The organism is Bacillus cereus group sp. BfR-BA-01380, assembly GCF_022663535.1.
GTDB classification, from domain to species: domain Bacteria; phylum Bacillota; class Bacilli; order Bacillales; family Bacillaceae_G; genus Bacillus_A; species Bacillus_A cereus_BB.
Genome location: NZ_JAKUFS010000012.1, coordinates 41,543 through 57,223, shown reverse-complemented (window position 1 = coordinate 57,223; position 15,681 = coordinate 41,543). Strand labels below are relative to the sequence as shown.

The window sequence follows — 15,681 nt, the reverse complement described above, 5'->3', positions numbered from 1 at the left end:
GCACATTTTTCATGTGCTCGGTTTCTCTTATTGATAGATTTCTTTATATTTTTTATACTCAGCTTCTGAACAAAGAACGAAATGTCCTGGGCGAATTTCGCGCATTTGCGGCTCTTCATTACCATATTGGTGCTGAGACGGATCGTACACGATACGTTTACGATTGCGCTCATAATCTGGATCTGGAAGCGGAATTGCTGATAGTAGTGATTTTGTATACGGATGAATTGGATGCTCGTATAACTCTTCACTCGTTGTAAGTTCCACGATTTTCCCGTGATACATAACACCGATGCGATCACTAATATATTTTACCATCGATAAATCATGGGCAATAAATAAGTATGTTAAACCTTTTTCTTTTTGTAGCTTTTTCAATAAGTTAACCACTTGCGCCTGAATTGACACGTCAAGTGCTGAAATCGGCTCATCGGCAATAATAAAGTCCGGCTCTACCGCTAACGCTCTTGCAATTCCAATACGCTGACGTTGTCCACCAGAGAATTCATGCGGGAAACGACTTGCATGCTCCCGGTTCAAACCAACCGTCTCAAGCAATTCATATACACGCTTCATACGATCTTCTCTGTTTTTAGCAAGACCGTGAATATCAATTCCTTCTGCAATAATATCTCCAACGCTCATACGCGGATTTAATGATGCGTATGGATCTTGGAAAATCATTTGCATTTTACGGTTAAATTTCTTTAATTCAGTACGTGATTTCTTACCGTGTACATTTTCCCCGTCAAACAATACTTCTCCTGCTGTTGCATCATATAAACGAATGATTGTTCTTCCCGTTGTCGATTTACCAGAACCAGACTCTCCTACAAGTCCAAATGTTTCTCCGCGGTAAATATCAAACGTAACATCATCAATCGCTTTTACAACGCCGCCGTTCACGTTAAAATATTGTTTTACATTTTTTACTTCAATTAATTTTTCACGATTATTAGTCATGCTGTTCACCCGCTTTCATTTGTCGAATACGTCTTTGGACAATTTCAGGCGGCTCCACATTTGGAGCTTGTTCATGAAGCAGCCATGTTGCTGCATAATGCGTATCACTTACTTTGAATAACGGTGGTTCCATTTCAAAGTCAATCTTTAACGCCTGTGGATTACGCGCTGCAAATGCATCACCTTTTGGTGGCTTTAATAAGTCTGGCGGCGTTCCTGGAATTGCATATAACTCGTCTTCTTCGCCTTCTAAGCTCGGCATAGAAGCTAATAATCCCCATGTATACGGATGTTTCGGATTATAGAAAATTTCATCAACTGTTCCAATCTCGACAACTTTTCCTGCATACATAACAGCCACGCGGTCTGCTACATTCGCAACAACACCTAAATCATGCGTGATAAAAATGATAGCCGCTTCTGTTTTTTGCTGAATGTCTTTCATCAACTCTAAAATTTGCGCTTGAATTGTTACGTCAAGTGCAGTTGTCGGCTCATCGGCAATTAACAATTTCGGATTACAAGCAAGCGCCATCGCAATAACAACACGTTGTCTCATCCCACCTGAAAATTGGTGCGGATATTGCTTGAGACGTGCTTCTGGATTTGGAATGCCTACAAGGTCGATTAGCTCTAACGCAACTTTACGAGCATCAGCTTTACTCATTCCTTGATGTTTAATAAGACCTTCCATAATTTGATTACCAATTGTCATCGTTGGATTTAACGACGTCATTGGATCTTGGAAAATCATCGCAATCTCTTTTCCGCGAATTTGTTGCATTTCTTTTTCAGACAACTTCGTTAAATCACGGCCGTCAAAAATAATTTCTCCATTCTTAATGCGTCCTGGCGGCTTTGGAATTAAGTCCATCAACGCTTTAGATGTAACGGACTTACCAGAACCAGATTCCCCTACAATTGCTAGTGTTTCTCCTTTTTTCAAATCAAAAGTAACCCCGCGTACTGCTTGTACTTCACCAGCATGTGTGTCGAACGAAACTTGTAAATCTTTTACTTCTAACAAAGTTTTCATTATTCCCTCTCCTTTCTTCTTTTATTTACGCATTTTTGGATCTAATGCATCACGTAAACCATCTGCTAATAAGTTAAATGCTAAAATCAACATACTAATTACAAATGCTGGAATAAACATCATATGTGGATATGTTTGAATTGATTTATATCCATCACTTACTAAAGAACCTAATGATGCTAACGGTGGTTGAATTCCAAGACCGATAAAACTTAAGAAAGCTTCTCCAAACACTGCGCTTGGAATTGTGAACATCGTCATAACAATGATAGAACCCATTAAGTTTGGTACTAAATGTTTTACAATCAATTGTGTGTTTGTCGCTCCAAGTGTACGTGATGCTAATACATACTCTTGATTTTTCATTTTCAATACTTGACCACGTACAACACGTGACATTCCAATCCATCCTGTAAGAGCCATCGCAAGTGTAATCGATAGAATACCAGGATCCATTACAATTACCATTAAAATTACGATAATTAAGTACGGAATACCATTTAATACTTCAACGAAACGTTGCATGTAGTTATCAACTCGGCCTCCGTAGAATGCAGAGATACCACCATATGCAACCCCAATCACTAAATCAATTGCTGCTGCTAAGAATGCGATATATAAAGATACTCGTGTTCCATCCCACGTTCTTGTCCAAATGTCACGGCCAAGATCATCTGTACCAAACCAGAAATATTCTTTAGTATCATGTTTCTCATACTGATCTACACCATATTGGTCTACACCATCAAAAGGTAGCCAGTGAATCTTCTCTAAAACCGGTACTTTCGGCGGTAATTTTGCACGATTTAAATCTTGATCTTTATAAGAATATTTACTCATCATCGGGCCGAAAATTGCTAATAGCACAATTAAAGCGAGCATAATCATCCCAAAAACTGCACCTTTATGTTGAAACAAGCGTCTTCTTACATCTTCCCAAAACTTCACACTCGGGCGAGCAATCACTTCATTATCTGCATTGCTGCGATTTGCTGGTTGAAATAAATCTGGCGATAATTTTTGTACATCTTTCATCATTTTTTCCCTCCCGCTAAACGAATACGAGGATCAACTACACCGTATAGTATATCGACAATAAAGATAACAAGAATGAAAATTGCACTATAGAAAATCGTTGTACCCATAATAATTGTATAGTCGTTTAATGGAATAGACTTAACGAATTGTTCCCCTAAACCTGGCACAGCAAATACTTGCTCAATAACAAGTGTTCCTGTCAACAAGTTCGCAACCAATGGACCTAAAATTGTAATGATTGGAATCATAGCATTTCGCAGTGCATGTTTCACAATAATTACAGGTTGACTAATCCCTTTTGCTTTCGCTGTTAAAATGTAATCTGCTTGCATAACTTCTATTAATTCGGTACGTGCAAAGCGAGCAATTGTTGCTATTACAGTTACCGACAATGCAATTGTTGGTAGGATTGTGAAACTGAATCCTTTCCAAAATGCTACCGGTAACCAGCCCGCTTTTACTGCTACATAATATTGTAATAGGGCCGCAAAAACGAATCCCGGTACAGACATTCCGAGTACCGATATGAACGTCGCCCCGTAATCAGCCCACGTGTTCGGACGAAGCGCTGCAACAATACCGAGTAATAAGCCAATAAAAGTTCCTAAAACAACTGCTTGAAAACCTAATTGTGCAGATGGACCTATGCGGTCAACAATCATATCTGTTACTGGACGATTATCATATTGGAATGATACCCCTAAGTCCCCTTTAGCTAAATTTTTCATGTAGTGAACATACTGCACTGGTATCGGATCATTTAAGCCATATTTTTCTAAAATGATTTCTTTTTGTGCAGGTGATAATTTCTCCTGATTTTTAAGTGGAGAACCTGGCAACAACTTCATTAGAAAGAATGTTAAAGTTGTGATTAAAAATAATGTGATGATCATGTACGCGAAACGTTGTAATGTATAACGTCCCATAAATAGCACCTCCCCATTTTTTTCAAAAGCAATAAGATAGTTTAAAATATTCTTACTATTATCTTTAAAAATAAGAGCATACGCCCATCATAGGCATATACCCTTGAAAACGATGGAATAAATTACATTATTACTACCATTTGTAATAAACCTATTTACATATGAGATTGAATCTAGCAAATCAGGTTCTCTAATTGCACATTATGTACCTTCATTTGCGAAAAAATGGAATTGAAAGAATAATCTCCAAGTTTCTACAATTTTCATTATACATATAATGAGACAATTGTGAATATAATTTTTTATTTTTTTGTTAAAATTTTTAATTTACCGAGTATTTTATATATATTTTGTAAAGACCGGACTTAACATTGAAGTTATCTAATTAAAGGAAAATGCATAATTAGATATATTTTTCTAAAAATTCTTTATAGTACATATTATAACTTTTATAGTATAATAATTCTAGTAATTTTTTTGTGGAGGGGAAGCATTTGAACACACTTTTTTCACGTATTGGTATACTAACAGGAATCACAATGGCGATTTCTGGCACATATGCTGTTATATTCTCCAATTCTTTTTTGTTGAATTTTGTCAATATGATGTTTTATATCGCTTTACTCTTCATTCTTATCGGAGGATTTGTATTTCTATTTCAACGCGGTTTTTTCAATGTAACAATATACGCTTTTAAGAAATTAGGTCGATCCAATAAAAAGATTGAATCGTTAATTGAGGAAGAAGAAGAACGCGATCCGAAAGAAATATTATATCGAACATATTCCTTTGCATGGACATACCCTATTCTGATTACTGGTATCATATTAGGAGCATTATCAACAATTATTAGTTTCGCTGTTCTTAAATAATTTGCAAACTATTTATTGTGTGTTATAATGATACAAAAATTTTATACATATGCAATGAGAAAGAAGAGTACATATTGAGGCAATTTCAGAGAGCTTGTGGTTGGTGAGAACAAGTAATTGTACAGTATGGAATGGGCTTTTGAGCACCAAACCGAAACGTTTCAGGAGTAGGCTTTGGCGTCACATCCAACGTTACAATGGATAAAGAGATTTTGCTTTCCGCAAAATAATTAGGGTGGTACCGCGGTCCATTCGTCCCTACTTTTAGGGATGAATGGGCTTTTTTTATTGGAAAAGCGGAGGCGGCTCGTTCAGACTGAGAGGGGGATGGAGCTCCTGACGTAGAGGTGCTTTTTACCTCGTAGGAAGGCGCGAAGCCACCGACCAGTCTAGCCGCTGGAGCTGGACATCTAGAAAAGCGGAGCCGACTGTTTAGGCCTGTTGGCTAAGGTTCTTTCACACAGAAGGTGTTTTTTACCTTCTCGTGTGGAAGGTTCTTAGACATGAGGGCCTAGGAGGTGGAGCTGGACATCATAGAAAAGCGGAAGCGGCTCGTTCAAAACCATAAGACGTTAGGATTTTAGACGGAAATATGAAAAAGCTAAAAACAATACACCTTTTCAAGGAGGAAATAATATGTCAGTTATTTTTTCAGGCATTCAGCCAAGCGGAACAATTACACTTGGGAACTATTTAGGAGCAATGAAGCAGTTTACAGAACTGCAAAATGAACACGATTGCTATTTCTGCATTGTAAACCAACATGCAATTACTGTACCGCAAGACCAAGTACAGCTTCGTAAAAATATTCGCAGTCTAGCCGCATTATACTTAGCATGCGGCATCGATCCAGAGAAATCTACACTATTTGTACAATCAGAAGTTCCAGCACACGCTCAGCTTGGATGGATTATGCAGTGCACTGCGTATGTCGGTGAATTAGAACGTATGACGCAATATAAAGATAAATCAAAAGGAAGAGAATCTGTTCCAGCTGCTTTATTAACATACCCGCCATTAATGGCAGCAGACATTTTACTATATAATACAGAGATTGTTCCAGTTGGAGAGGACCAAAAACAACATATGGAATTAACACGCGATTTAGCAGAGCGTTTTAACAAGCGTTATCGCGAAGTGTTCACAATTCCGGAAGTTCGCATTCCAAAAGTAGGCGCTCGCGTTATGTCATTAACAGAGCCAACGAAAAAAATGAGTAAATCTGATCCAAATCCAAAATCGATGATTAGTTTACTTGACGATCCAAAAACGATTGAAAAGAAAATTAAAAGTGCTGTAACCGATTCAGACGGCATCGTAAAATTTGATAAAGAAAATAAACCAGGTGTTTCAAACTTATTAACAATCTACTCTTCTTTCTCAGGAAAAACAGTAGAAGAATTAGAAGCTGCATACGAGGGTAAAGGATACGGTGACTTTAAAGGCGACTTAGCGCATGTTGTTGTAGAAGCAATCCGTCCAATTCAAGAGAAATATAATGAACTTATTAACTCTCCTGAATTAGACGAAATCCTTGATCAAGGGGCGGAAAAAGCAAACCGCGTCGCAATGAAGCAACTTCGCAAAGTCGAAAACGCAATGGGATTAAGCAGAAAACGAAGATAAGTAAAAAAGCGAAAGCGGCTCGCTTAGACTGAGAGGGGGATGGAGCTCCTGACGTAGAGGTGCTTTTTACCTCGCAGGAAGGCGCGAAGCCACCGACCAGTCTAGCCGCTGGAGCTGGACATCATAAAAAAGCGAAAGCGGCTCGCTCACTCGCGTGCCATATTTTGTCGAGGGGTCTTTATATTGTGTCGAATCGGCGATATATCTCAAATATCGCCGATATCTTTATAGACACATAAAAAGGGAATGATCCGAAAAGGCACATACGTGCCTTTTGGATCATTCCTTTTAATTTACCTTTTGCTCATTTTCCATTTCCCACAACTTTTCAAAGAACGGTTGTCCTCTTACAAGTCGCTCACAAAGCTGTTCATGCTTGTCTGACCATCCGTGCTTCGCTTCTTCATATAAGCGGTTCCATACTTCTTCAAACGGTAGATGTTGTACAGCTGGATATGCTGCTGGATCCCATTCTGTGAACCAATAGCGAATCTCCGCTGGATTTTTCGTTGTATGTAGTTGATCTAGTGCCATAAAGAGCAGTTGTTTTAATTGTCGTTCTTTCCTTGTTAACCCATTCATCATATGCGGGGAAGGTGATAAAATATGATGTTCCTTTTGCGGCGATTCCACTTCAAAACCATATGTTTCTGCTTGTACGTTTTCTACCATTTCATATACCATTTGCTCTTGTCTTGGAATCAGTCGGCTTTTACGTATTGGAATATTGTATCCAATTGTATCAATCGCAATTATTCCTTTTCCATCTGATACAACAAAACAATACTCTTGCTGTAGTCGTTCATGGTTTTTTCGAATATACGCCTTATGATGTACGTCTTCCAATAGCTTTTGCGGAAGCTCTAGCAATTCGTTCTCGATGTAATGATATAATGTGGAATCTACTTTTACTAATGGTACTTGATCTAACAATTCGATCGTATCATCCTTACGCCATTCATAGAAATGACAGACGTTATACCCGTTTTCTTCACCTTCAAACCAATTTACCCATACATCATGCAGATATAACATTGCTTACCCCTCACTTCACAACTGTTTGTATATCTCATTATGGTCATCTTTCGTAAAATTTATTCCAAGAGAGGAAATATATTCTTCTTAATTAATTTCTTCATAACCCTCTATCTTTCATGCTTATACAGTGAAATTTCCATCAGTGGAATTTTTCTTCGTCCTCCACTGATGGTTAGTTGAACCAACTGCGCTGCGCTTCGCTTCTCTCGGAATTTTAAGGCGAGGAGTCATGCAGGATCAAAAGACAATGCCTCCTCTAAAATAGCTTTAGCATCCATTCTTAATAAAGAAGTTGTATTCCATTTCTTACGCTCTGCACAATCTTTTACAATATGAAATCCCACAGCATACCCAAGCATTTTCGGATAGAATAATCCTCTTCCATTCAGCAACATATCATGCTCGCGCGTCCCCCGTTGTATCCCCCGCTTATCTTGTATAAACCGCCGCCAAAACATAATTGCTTCTTCTTTCTCATAATAAGACACCCACGGGGCATAGTGACTTTCCCCATACCGTTCATACACCGCATGTTCCGCCAGTCCTTCCATCACCATTGTATCCAAAATGGTATACGCTTCTTCTTCCCTCTCACTTGCATAAATCCGACATATATGATGATATTCATGAGTAAGCAGTGCCTTTAGCTCAGCAATCGAATTTTGTGAACTTACAAATAAAAACAAAGCATTTCGCATTGCTAATCCTGCTTTTCCGTTATATTCTCGTTGAACAGTTCGATTATACGGATCTGATAATAAAATTAATACCGGTATATCAGGTCCTTTTAACCATTGCTGCAGTTTTTTATATTCCACCGCCAATTGCTCCCATACTCGTTCTTTTTGCAAGACATCTATGTCTTCCTCACCACCTGCTACCGGCCGAAACATTCCTTTTGACACAAGAAATCGATACAACGTTTCTTTCTGGAGCGGAATATACTTTGTAAACTTCTCACAAATTTTTTCCGGCTCTTGATAATACGTACGCATCCATTCTGCCGTTTGAATTACTCCCATCTCTCCCACTCTCCTTTTGTTCCATACATATGCAGCGAAACGAAAGAAAGCATAAAAAAAGTGCAGATTTTCATCAAAGTCATTGAAACAGCCCATAAAAAAAGAAGATAACCATCCACTATACGGACGATTATCTTCCTTTCAAATTCCATATATTCAATGGAACTTCTATTATATAAATCCATTTTGTTTTTCAACATACAAATCGCCGCCACGCAAAACAAAAAGTAGTCTACACTCGTTTCCTCTCTTTGTTTGAACTTCGCACGTGGCAGAAAAAGGCCCTGACCGCTTCTACGCACGGCCAGATGCTCTCGACCACCTAAAAAGAAGGTTTTTCAATTTGTATTTATCCCGCATTAACGGGCAGTAATACTCCCGCCTCAACATTCAGCGGAAGCATTGTCCAGCTTTAGCGGCTAGAATCTCCGGTCGTTTCGCCCCCTCGGACGAGGCAAAGAGCGCCTCTCTGTCGGGTGCTCCAACGTCCTGCGATTCTGAGCGAGCCGCTTCCGCTTTTCTTAAGAAGTTAGGCGGGAGATAAACTGCCCGTAAAAGCCCGATTGGTTTAACTAATAATCAGTGGGGGATGAAGAAAACCCCCACTGATTAAAGTTTCACTTTATTATTTATATTCTTTAAATACTAATGCTGCGTTATGGCCGCCGAAACCTAATGAGTTACTTAATACAGCACGTACTTTTTGTTGTCTTGCTTGATTTGGTACACAATCTAAATCACACTCTGGATCTGGTGTTTCATAGTTAATTGTTGGCGGAACAACGCCATCTGTAATTGTTTTCACAGATATAATCGCTTCTACCGCACCAGCTGCACCTAATAAGTGTCCTGTCATTGATTTTGTAGAGCTTACCGCTACTTTATATGCATGCTCGCCAAATACTTCTTTAATTGCCATCGTTTCATATTTTTCATTCGCTTCTGTACTTGTACCGTGCGCGTTAATATAATCGATATCTTCTGGCTGTAGACCTGCTCCTTCTAACGCTTGACGCATCGCACGTACGCCGCCTTCACCGCCAGGAGCTGGAAGTGTAATATGGAATGCATCACCTGTTGCTCCGTATCCAACGATTTCAGCATAAATATGTGCACCGCGCGCTAACGCATGCTCTAATTCTTCTAATACAAGAATTCCTGCGCCTTCTCCCATTACGAATCCACTTCGATTTTTATCGAAAGGACGACAAGCAGTTGCTGGATCTTCATTAAATGTTAATGCTTTAGCTGAACAAAATCCAGCAACCGCCAAATTTGTTAACGGCGCTTCCGCTCCACCTGCAATCATCGCATCTGCATCTCCGCGCTCAATAACTTTATATGCATCACCAATAGAATGTGCACCGGATGCACAAGCTGTCACTGTACATGTATTAATCCCTTTTGCACCTAATGCAATGGACACCTGGCCTGCAGCCATATCAGGAATCATCATTGGTACGAGGAATGGACTAACGCGGCGTGCGCCTTTTTCACTAAAGATTTTAAACTGCTCTTCATATGTTTCCATACCACCGATTCCGGATCCAATCCACACACCAATGCGCGGTCCGTTTTCTTCAGTAATTTCTAGCTTTGCATCTTCTACAGCCATTTTTGCTGCTACTACTGCATATTGTGTAAAGCGATCCATACGACGCGCTTCTTTTTTATCAATATATTTTTCAACCTCAAAGTCATTAATTTCCGCGGCCACTTTCACCGGAAATTGATCTGCATCTAAGCGTGTAAGACGTCCGATTCCAGATACACCATTTTTAATATTTTCCCAAGCAGTTTCTACATCCGTTCCTACTGGAGTAACTGCTCCTAATCCTGTAATTACAACACGCTTTTTTTCCATACAACATACACTCCTTTTCTCTCAGTCCTTATTTACCCCAACGAAGAGCAACTGCTCCCCATGTTAATCCGCCGCCAAAGCCAACTAATATGATGAGATCCCCATCTTGAATACGTCCATTTTGCAATTCTTCTACTATAGCAATCGGAATGGAAGAAGCTGACGTATTCCCAAACTTGGCAATTGTCGTACTCATTTTTTCTTGCGGTAAATTTAGCCGTTCTCTCGCTGATTCCATAATACGAATATTCGCTTGATGAGGCACCAAAAAGTCCACATCTTCTTTCGTAAGACCCGCTTTTTCTAAAACACGAAGACATGAATCACCAAGTTGACGAACAGCAAACTTAAAGACTTCTCTGCCATTCATCATAACATATTCATCACGATAAAGGTGTTTACCACCGCTTCCATCCGCTCCTAATTCAAACGAAAGAATGCCTTTCCCTTCTGAAACAGCCCCCATAACAACAGCGCCTGCTCCATCTCCAAATAAAACAGCTGTATTTCGGTCTTTCCAATCTACAATTTTAGATAACTTATCGCTACCAACTACTAATATATTTTTATAAGTTCCAGTTTGAATAAATTGTTGCGCTGTAATCATTCCGTACATAAAACCAGCACAAGCTGCGCCTAAATCCATCGCTGCTGCATGCTTTGCTCCGATTTCTTCTTGAACTACGCAAGCAACCGCTGGAAATGAACGGTCTGGTGTTACTGTTGCAACTAAAATAAGATCAATTTCTTCTCCGCTAATTCCTGCATCTTCAAGTGCTTTTTTTGCAGCTTTCGCGGCCATATGTGAAGTATCTATTGTATCATCAGCAATTCGTCTTTCTTCAATTCCTGTTCTTGTACGAATCCATTCATCAGATGTATCCATTATTTTCTCTAAGTCGTGATTTGTGACAACTTTTTCTGGCACATATCTCCCGATTCCTAAAATGCCCACATTCACATTGCAGCCCTCCGATTTATATCAATTCTTATGACTTGGTACTAATTTTAAATGATAAATTTCCTTTTGTCTATATATTATTAATTTGTTATTTTATAGTACAATGCAAGTCTTTCCCGAAAATCACGCAATTCTGGATACAACTTTAAGTTGGACAACATGCCTTGAATAACTGGAACTCGCGGATGATCCGTTTTCATTTCTGATTCTAGTACATCTAACGTAACCATTAATTCATCATTTCCTAATTGGTCTACTAGCGTACGTTTTAACTTAATAATTTCATTTATAAATAATTCTTCCTTATCTTCGTTCATTACATTCGTATTACACAAAAAATGATTGAATTCTCGTTCTAAAATAACCGGTTTTTCGTTTGAACGTTGTAATCCCGCTACGATATCATCCATTCTTTTTAATATAAATCTTACTATATATGGTGTATCTACATTTGCCATATTTAAAATAACTAACTCCCAATATGCATGCGATATCCCTTCTAACATAATAATTGCATCAATAAGATACGTAGAAATCTCTTCTCCGTAAATAGAAAGTAAACCGTTTCGATAAAAAGCATGTGATTCTAATTTCATTCTCGTCATAAATGCTTCTACTTCTTCATTAAAAGGAATCGCATTTTCCCTCATACACATCATAATAAATTCTTTTTTTTGTTGTAATTCGTAAAGCTGACAATGTAATTGTTTTTCAAATTTCTCGCGTGGAGGTAGTGATTCTTTTTCAATATCCATCAGTTTATTTTGAATCTGATCGTAGTAATACTCGAGCGTTGCCAATACTAACGTGTCTTTCGATTTAAAATACAAATAAAAGGCACCTTTAGAAATACCGCATTCTGTTACTATTTCTTGAATAGACGTTGCATTCACGCCCTTCATCGCAAATAATTTGATTGCTGTTTCAATAATTAACCGTTCTTTTTCCTTCATCTTTTTCCTCCCCTAAAAAAAACACTCTTATCCGCATTATGACTCATCAGTCAAAAATTGCAAGTAGTTCACAATATTTTACCTTTTCATTGACTATTGACCAGTCAGTCATTTATACTTTGCTTATTATGACCAATTAGTCAGTTTTAATAAAAAGGAGCGTAGAAATGAATAAAATGATTAATTTTTCGTTAAACAATAAGTTCGCAGTCTGGCTATTAACGATTATTATTACGATTGCAGGGATCTATTCTGGCCTTCGCATGAAGTTGGAAACAATCCCGGACATCACGACACCACTTGTGACAGTGACAACTGTATATCCTGGTGCTACTCCAACTGAAGTAGCAGAAAAGATTTCAAAACCAATCGAACAACGACTACAAAACTTAAGTGGAGTAACCGTTGTCAGCTCCTCTTCTTATCAAAACGCGTCTTCTGTTCAAGTAGAATATAACTTTGATAAAAATATGGAAAAAGCAGAAACAGAAGTAAAAGAAGCACTCGCTAACTTACCTTTACCGGAAGGCGTAAAAGAACCAAAAATTTCTCGCCTTAGCATCAATGCTTTTCCTGTTATTTCATTAAGTGTCACAAATAAAAATGAGTCTCTTGCACAGCTAACAGAACGAGTAGAAAAAGATATTGTTCCAGGCTTACGAGGATTAGACGGTGTTGCCTCTGTTCAAATTTCGGGTCAACAAGTAGAAGAAGTACAGCTTGTCTTCAATAAAGAGAAAATGAAAGAATTAGGTCTTAGCGAAGAAACAGTCAAGAACATGATTAAAGGTTCTAACGTTTCGATACCGCTCGGACTGTATACATTTAAAGATAAAGATAAATCTGTTGTTGTAGATGGCAACATTACAACATTAAATGCTTTAAAGGAAATGAAAATTCCACTTGTTCCTTCTACAAGCCAAGGAAGTGCACACGGACCGGCTCCGGCACAGCAGCCGAATCTGAATCCAGCTACAACGGGACAATCATTAGCAATTCCAACTGTCTCATTACAAGATATTGCCGATATTAAACAAGTTGGAAAAGCAGAATCCATCTCGCGTACAAACGGAAAAGAAGCAATCAGCCTTCAAATTATAAAAGCTGCTGATGCGAATACAGTTGACGTTGTAAATGCTGTAAAAAACAAAGCAAATGATTTTGAAAAGAAATTTAATAACATCGAAATCACTTCAACATTCGATCAAGGTGCACCAATCGAAAAATCAGTTAGCACAATGTTAAATAAAGCTATTTTTGGTGCCATTTTCGCTGTTATTATCATCATGTTGTTCTTGCGTAACATTCGAACAACACTTATTTCTGTTATTTCAATTCCACTTTCTTTATTAATTGCAGTTTTATTATTAAAAGAAATGAATATTACATTAAATATGATGACGCTCGGAGCAATGACTGTCGCTATCGGCCGTGTTGTCGACGATTCCATCGTTGTTATTGAAAATATTTACCGGCGCATGGCTTTACCAGGTGAAAAATTAAAAGGAAAAGACTTAATTCGCGAAGCAACGAAAGAAATGTTCGTTCCCATTATGTCATCGACAATCGTAACCATCGCGGTCTTTTTACCGCTCGGCCTTGTGAAAGGAATGATTGGCGAGCTATTCTTACCGTTTGCTTTGACAATTGTTTTCGCCTTATTAGCATCTCTTCTTGTAGCTGTTACAGTTGTTCCAATGATGGCGCATTCTTTATTTAAAAAGGAAAGTACGAAAGAAAAACAACAACATAATCATGAAGAGAAACCAAGTAAACTCGCTAATGGATATAAGCGCCTTCTAGAATGGGTATTAAACCATAAAGTTATTACGTCTAGCATCGCGGTTTTATTATTAGTAGGAAGTATTGCTCTTCTGCCAATTGTAGGTGTAAGTTTCTTACCATCTGAAGAAGAGAAAACAGTAATTGCCTCTTACAATCCAGACCCTGGGCAAACATTGCAAGATGTCGAAAATATTGCAACAAAAGCAGAAGATTATTTTAAGAAAAATAAAGATGTGAAAACAATTCAGTTCTCACTTGGCGGAGAAAATCCGATGAGCCCAGGTAAATCGAACCAAGCATTATTCTTTGTTCAATACAAAAATGATACAAAGAACTTTGAGAAGGAAAAAGAAAAAGTTGTGAAAGACCTGCAAAAGATGACAGACAAAGGAGAATGGAAAAATCAAGACTTCTCATCTGGCGGAGGCAACAATGAAATTAAGTTATACGTATACGGCGATAATTTAGAAGAAATTAAACCTGTCGTAAAAGAGATTCAAAATATCATGAAAAAAGATAAAACGTTAAAAGATATCAACTCTAGCATCGCAAAAACATACGATGAATACACATTAGTAGCAGATCAAGAGAAGTTAAGTAAACTCGGACTAACTGCCGCACAAGTTGGCATGGGACTTTCCGACTCTCACGACCGCCCTGTCTTAACAACAGTTAAAAAAGACGAAAAAGAGATGAATGTGTATGTTGAAGTAAACAAACAAAACTACGAAAACGTTAATGATTTAACAAATCGAAAAGTACAAACGCCGTTTGGTACAGAAGTGGCCGTAAAAGACATTATGACTGTAAAAGAAGGAGAAACTTCTAATACGGTAACGAGACGTGACGGCCGCGTATATGTAGCAGTAACCGCAAAGCCAACAACAGACGATGTAGCAAAAGCTTCTCGAAACATTCAAAAAGAAGTAGATAAGCTAGACTTACCATCTAGCATTGATGTGTCAATGGGCGGTGTATCGAAAGATATTCAAGAATCCTTTACACAACTTGGCTTAGCAATGTTAGCTGCCATTGCGATTGTATACTTCATTCTTGTTGTAACATTCGGCGGAGCACTGGCACCATTTGCGATTTTATTCTCGCTTCCATTTACGATAATTGGTGCCGTTGTTGCCTTACTAATTTCTGGTGAAACATTAAGCATCTCTGCAATGATTGGTGCCCTTATGTTAATCGGTATCGTTGTTACGAACGCTATCGTATTCATTGACCGCGTAATTCATAAGGAACGCGAAGGCTTTACAACGCGCGAAGCATTATTAGAAGCTGGTGCGACAAGATTACGCCCAATTTTAATGACAGCTATCGCAACGATTGGCGCTTTACTTCCACTTGCACTAGGCTTTGAAGGAAGCGGCCTGATCTCAAAAGGTCTTGGCGTCACAGTAATCGGCGGATTAACAAGCTCTACACTATTAACATTATTAATCGTACCGATTGTGTATGAAGTAGTAAGTAAATTCAAACGAAAAAATAAAGTAGCCGAATAAAGTGAAACTTCCATCAGCGGGGTGTTCTCCCCCACTGATGGTTAGCCCTCACCAATCGGGCTTTTATGGGCAGTTGTTCCCCACCT

12 protein-coding genes and 1 other annotated feature are annotated in these 15,681 nt (G+C 38.4%); of the genes, 3 read left to right on the top strand and 9 right to left on the bottom strand.

All coding sequences use genetic code 11. The features are described from left to right. Window positions 1–27 precede the first annotated feature (27 nt). Genes MR076_RS12955 through opp3b form a run of 4 tightly spaced genes read right to left on the bottom strand, consistent with a single transcriptional unit; the run spans window position 28 to window position 3,963 of the window. Complete coding sequence (locus MR076_RS12955) at window positions 28–963, bottom strand: ABC transporter ATP-binding protein (RefSeq protein WP_242221142.1); 936 nt, start codon at window positions 961–963, stop codon at window positions 28–30. Next, window positions 956–1,999, bottom strand: coding sequence for an ABC transporter ATP-binding protein (locus MR076_RS12950; protein WP_242221141.1), 1,044 nt, complete (start codon window positions 1,997–1,999; stop codon window positions 956–958). The genes MR076_RS12955 and MR076_RS12950 overlap by 8 nt, the downstream gene beginning before the upstream one ends. 21 nt (window positions 2,000–2,020) lie before the next feature. Continuing rightward, on the bottom strand, window positions 2,021–3,037 hold the full coding sequence (opp3C, locus tag MR076_RS12945; protein WP_242221139.1) for an oligopeptide ABC transporter permease: 1,017 nt from the start codon (window positions 3,035–3,037) through the stop codon (window positions 2,021–2,023). Continuing rightward, entirely contained in the window at window positions 3,034–3,963 is a 930-nt protein-coding gene (gene opp3b, locus MR076_RS12940; protein ID WP_242221137.1) for an oligopeptide ABC transporter permease, read from the bottom strand. The genes opp3C and opp3b overlap by 4 nt, the downstream gene beginning before the upstream one ends. Before the next feature lie 539 nt (window positions 3,964–4,502). Between opp3b and MR076_RS12935 the strand changes: the two genes are divergently transcribed. Beyond that, window positions 4,503–4,835, top strand: a complete 333-nt coding sequence (locus tag MR076_RS12935) for a DUF3899 domain-containing protein (RefSeq protein WP_242221289.1) — start codon at window positions 4,503–4,505, stop codon at window positions 4,833–4,835. 45 nt (window positions 4,836–4,880) lie between these two features. Then, window positions 4,881–5,098: a binding site (T-box leader), on the top strand. A gap of 373 nt (window positions 5,099–5,471) precedes the next feature. Further along, window positions 5,472–6,461 (top strand): tryptophan--tRNA ligase, encoded by a 990-nt coding sequence (gene trpS, locus MR076_RS12930; RefSeq protein WP_242221136.1) that lies wholly within the window; start codon window positions 5,472–5,474, stop codon window positions 6,459–6,461. A 288-nt stretch (window positions 6,462–6,749) separates the two neighbouring features. On the opposite strand, the gene MR076_RS12925 is transcribed toward trpS, so the two are convergent. The 5 genes from MR076_RS12925 to MR076_RS12905 all read right to left on the bottom strand — a co-directional run bounded on the left by MR076_RS12925 (window position 6,750) and on the right by MR076_RS12905 (window position 12,299). Next, on the bottom strand, window positions 6,750–7,496 hold the full coding sequence (locus MR076_RS12925) for a YjbA family protein (RefSeq protein ID WP_242221135.1): 747 nt from the start codon (window positions 7,494–7,496) through the stop codon (window positions 6,750–6,752). Window positions 7,497–7,726: 230 nt separating this feature from the next. Further along, complete coding sequence (locus MR076_RS12920) at window positions 7,727–8,521, bottom strand: DUF2268 domain-containing putative Zn-dependent protease (protein ID WP_242221134.1); 795 nt, start codon at window positions 8,519–8,521, stop codon at window positions 7,727–7,729. A gap of 625 nt (window positions 8,522–9,146) precedes the next feature. Continuing rightward, window positions 9,147–10,385 carry a beta-ketoacyl-ACP synthase II gene (gene fabF, locus MR076_RS12915; protein ID WP_242221133.1) on the bottom strand — a complete coding sequence of 413 codons (1,239 nt, stop codon included), beginning with the start codon at window positions 10,383–10,385 and terminating at the stop codon, window positions 9,147–9,149. 28 nt (window positions 10,386–10,413) lie between these two features. Continuing rightward, entirely contained in the window at window positions 10,414–11,346 is a 933-nt protein-coding gene (locus MR076_RS12910) for a beta-ketoacyl-ACP synthase III (protein WP_242221132.1), read from the bottom strand. A gap of 80 nt (window positions 11,347–11,426) precedes the next feature. Beyond that, window positions 11,427–12,299 (bottom strand): TetR/AcrR family transcriptional regulator, encoded by an 873-nt coding sequence (locus MR076_RS12905; protein WP_242221131.1) that lies wholly within the window; start codon window positions 12,297–12,299, stop codon window positions 11,427–11,429. Between the two features lie 167 nt (window positions 12,300–12,466). Here MR076_RS12905 and MR076_RS12900 point away from each other — a divergent pair, with 167 nt between their 5' ends. Further along, window positions 12,467–15,595: an efflux RND transporter permease subunit gene (locus tag MR076_RS12900; RefSeq protein WP_242221130.1), complete on the top strand. Its 3,129-nt coding sequence runs from the start codon at window positions 12,467–12,469 to the stop codon at window positions 15,593–15,595. Window positions 15,596–15,681: the final 86 nt, after the last annotated feature.

What these genes read in the sequence shown, in the direction of transcription:
- MR076_RS12955 (WP_242221142.1), bottom strand. Translation starts at nt 963, where the DNA reads ATGACTAATAATCGTGAAAAATTAATTGAAGTAAAAAATGTAAAACAA.
- MR076_RS12950 (WP_242221141.1), bottom strand. Translation starts at nt 1,999, where the DNA reads ATGAAAACTTTGTTAGAAGTAAAAGATTTACAAGTTTCGTTCGACACA.
- opp3C (WP_242221139.1), bottom strand. Translation starts at nt 3,037, where the DNA reads ATGATGAAAGATGTACAAAAATTATCGCCAGATTTATTTCAACCAGCA.
- opp3b (WP_242221137.1), bottom strand. Translation starts at nt 3,963, where the DNA reads ATGGGACGTTATACATTACAACGTTTCGCGTACATGATCATCACATTA.
- MR076_RS12935 (WP_242221289.1), top strand. Translation starts at nt 4,503, where the DNA reads ATGGCGATTTCTGGCACATATGCTGTTATATTCTCCAATTCTTTTTTG.
- trpS (WP_242221136.1), top strand. Translation starts at nt 5,472, where the DNA reads ATGTCAGTTATTTTTTCAGGCATTCAGCCAAGCGGAACAATTACACTT.
- MR076_RS12925 (WP_242221135.1), bottom strand. Translation starts at nt 7,496, where the DNA reads ATGTTATATCTGCATGATGTATGGGTAAATTGGTTTGAAGGTGAAGAA.
- MR076_RS12920 (WP_242221134.1), bottom strand. Translation starts at nt 8,521, where the DNA reads ATGGGAGTAATTCAAACGGCAGAATGGATGCGTACGTATTATCAAGAG.
- fabF (WP_242221133.1), bottom strand. Translation starts at nt 10,385, where the DNA reads ATGGAAAAAAAGCGTGTTGTAATTACAGGATTAGGAGCAGTTACTCCA.
- MR076_RS12905 (WP_242221131.1), bottom strand. Translation starts at nt 12,299, where the DNA reads ATGAAGGAAAAAGAACGGTTAATTATTGAAACAGCAATCAAATTATTT.
- MR076_RS12900 (WP_242221130.1), top strand. Translation starts at nt 12,467, where the DNA reads ATGAATAAAATGATTAATTTTTCGTTAAACAATAAGTTCGCAGTCTGG.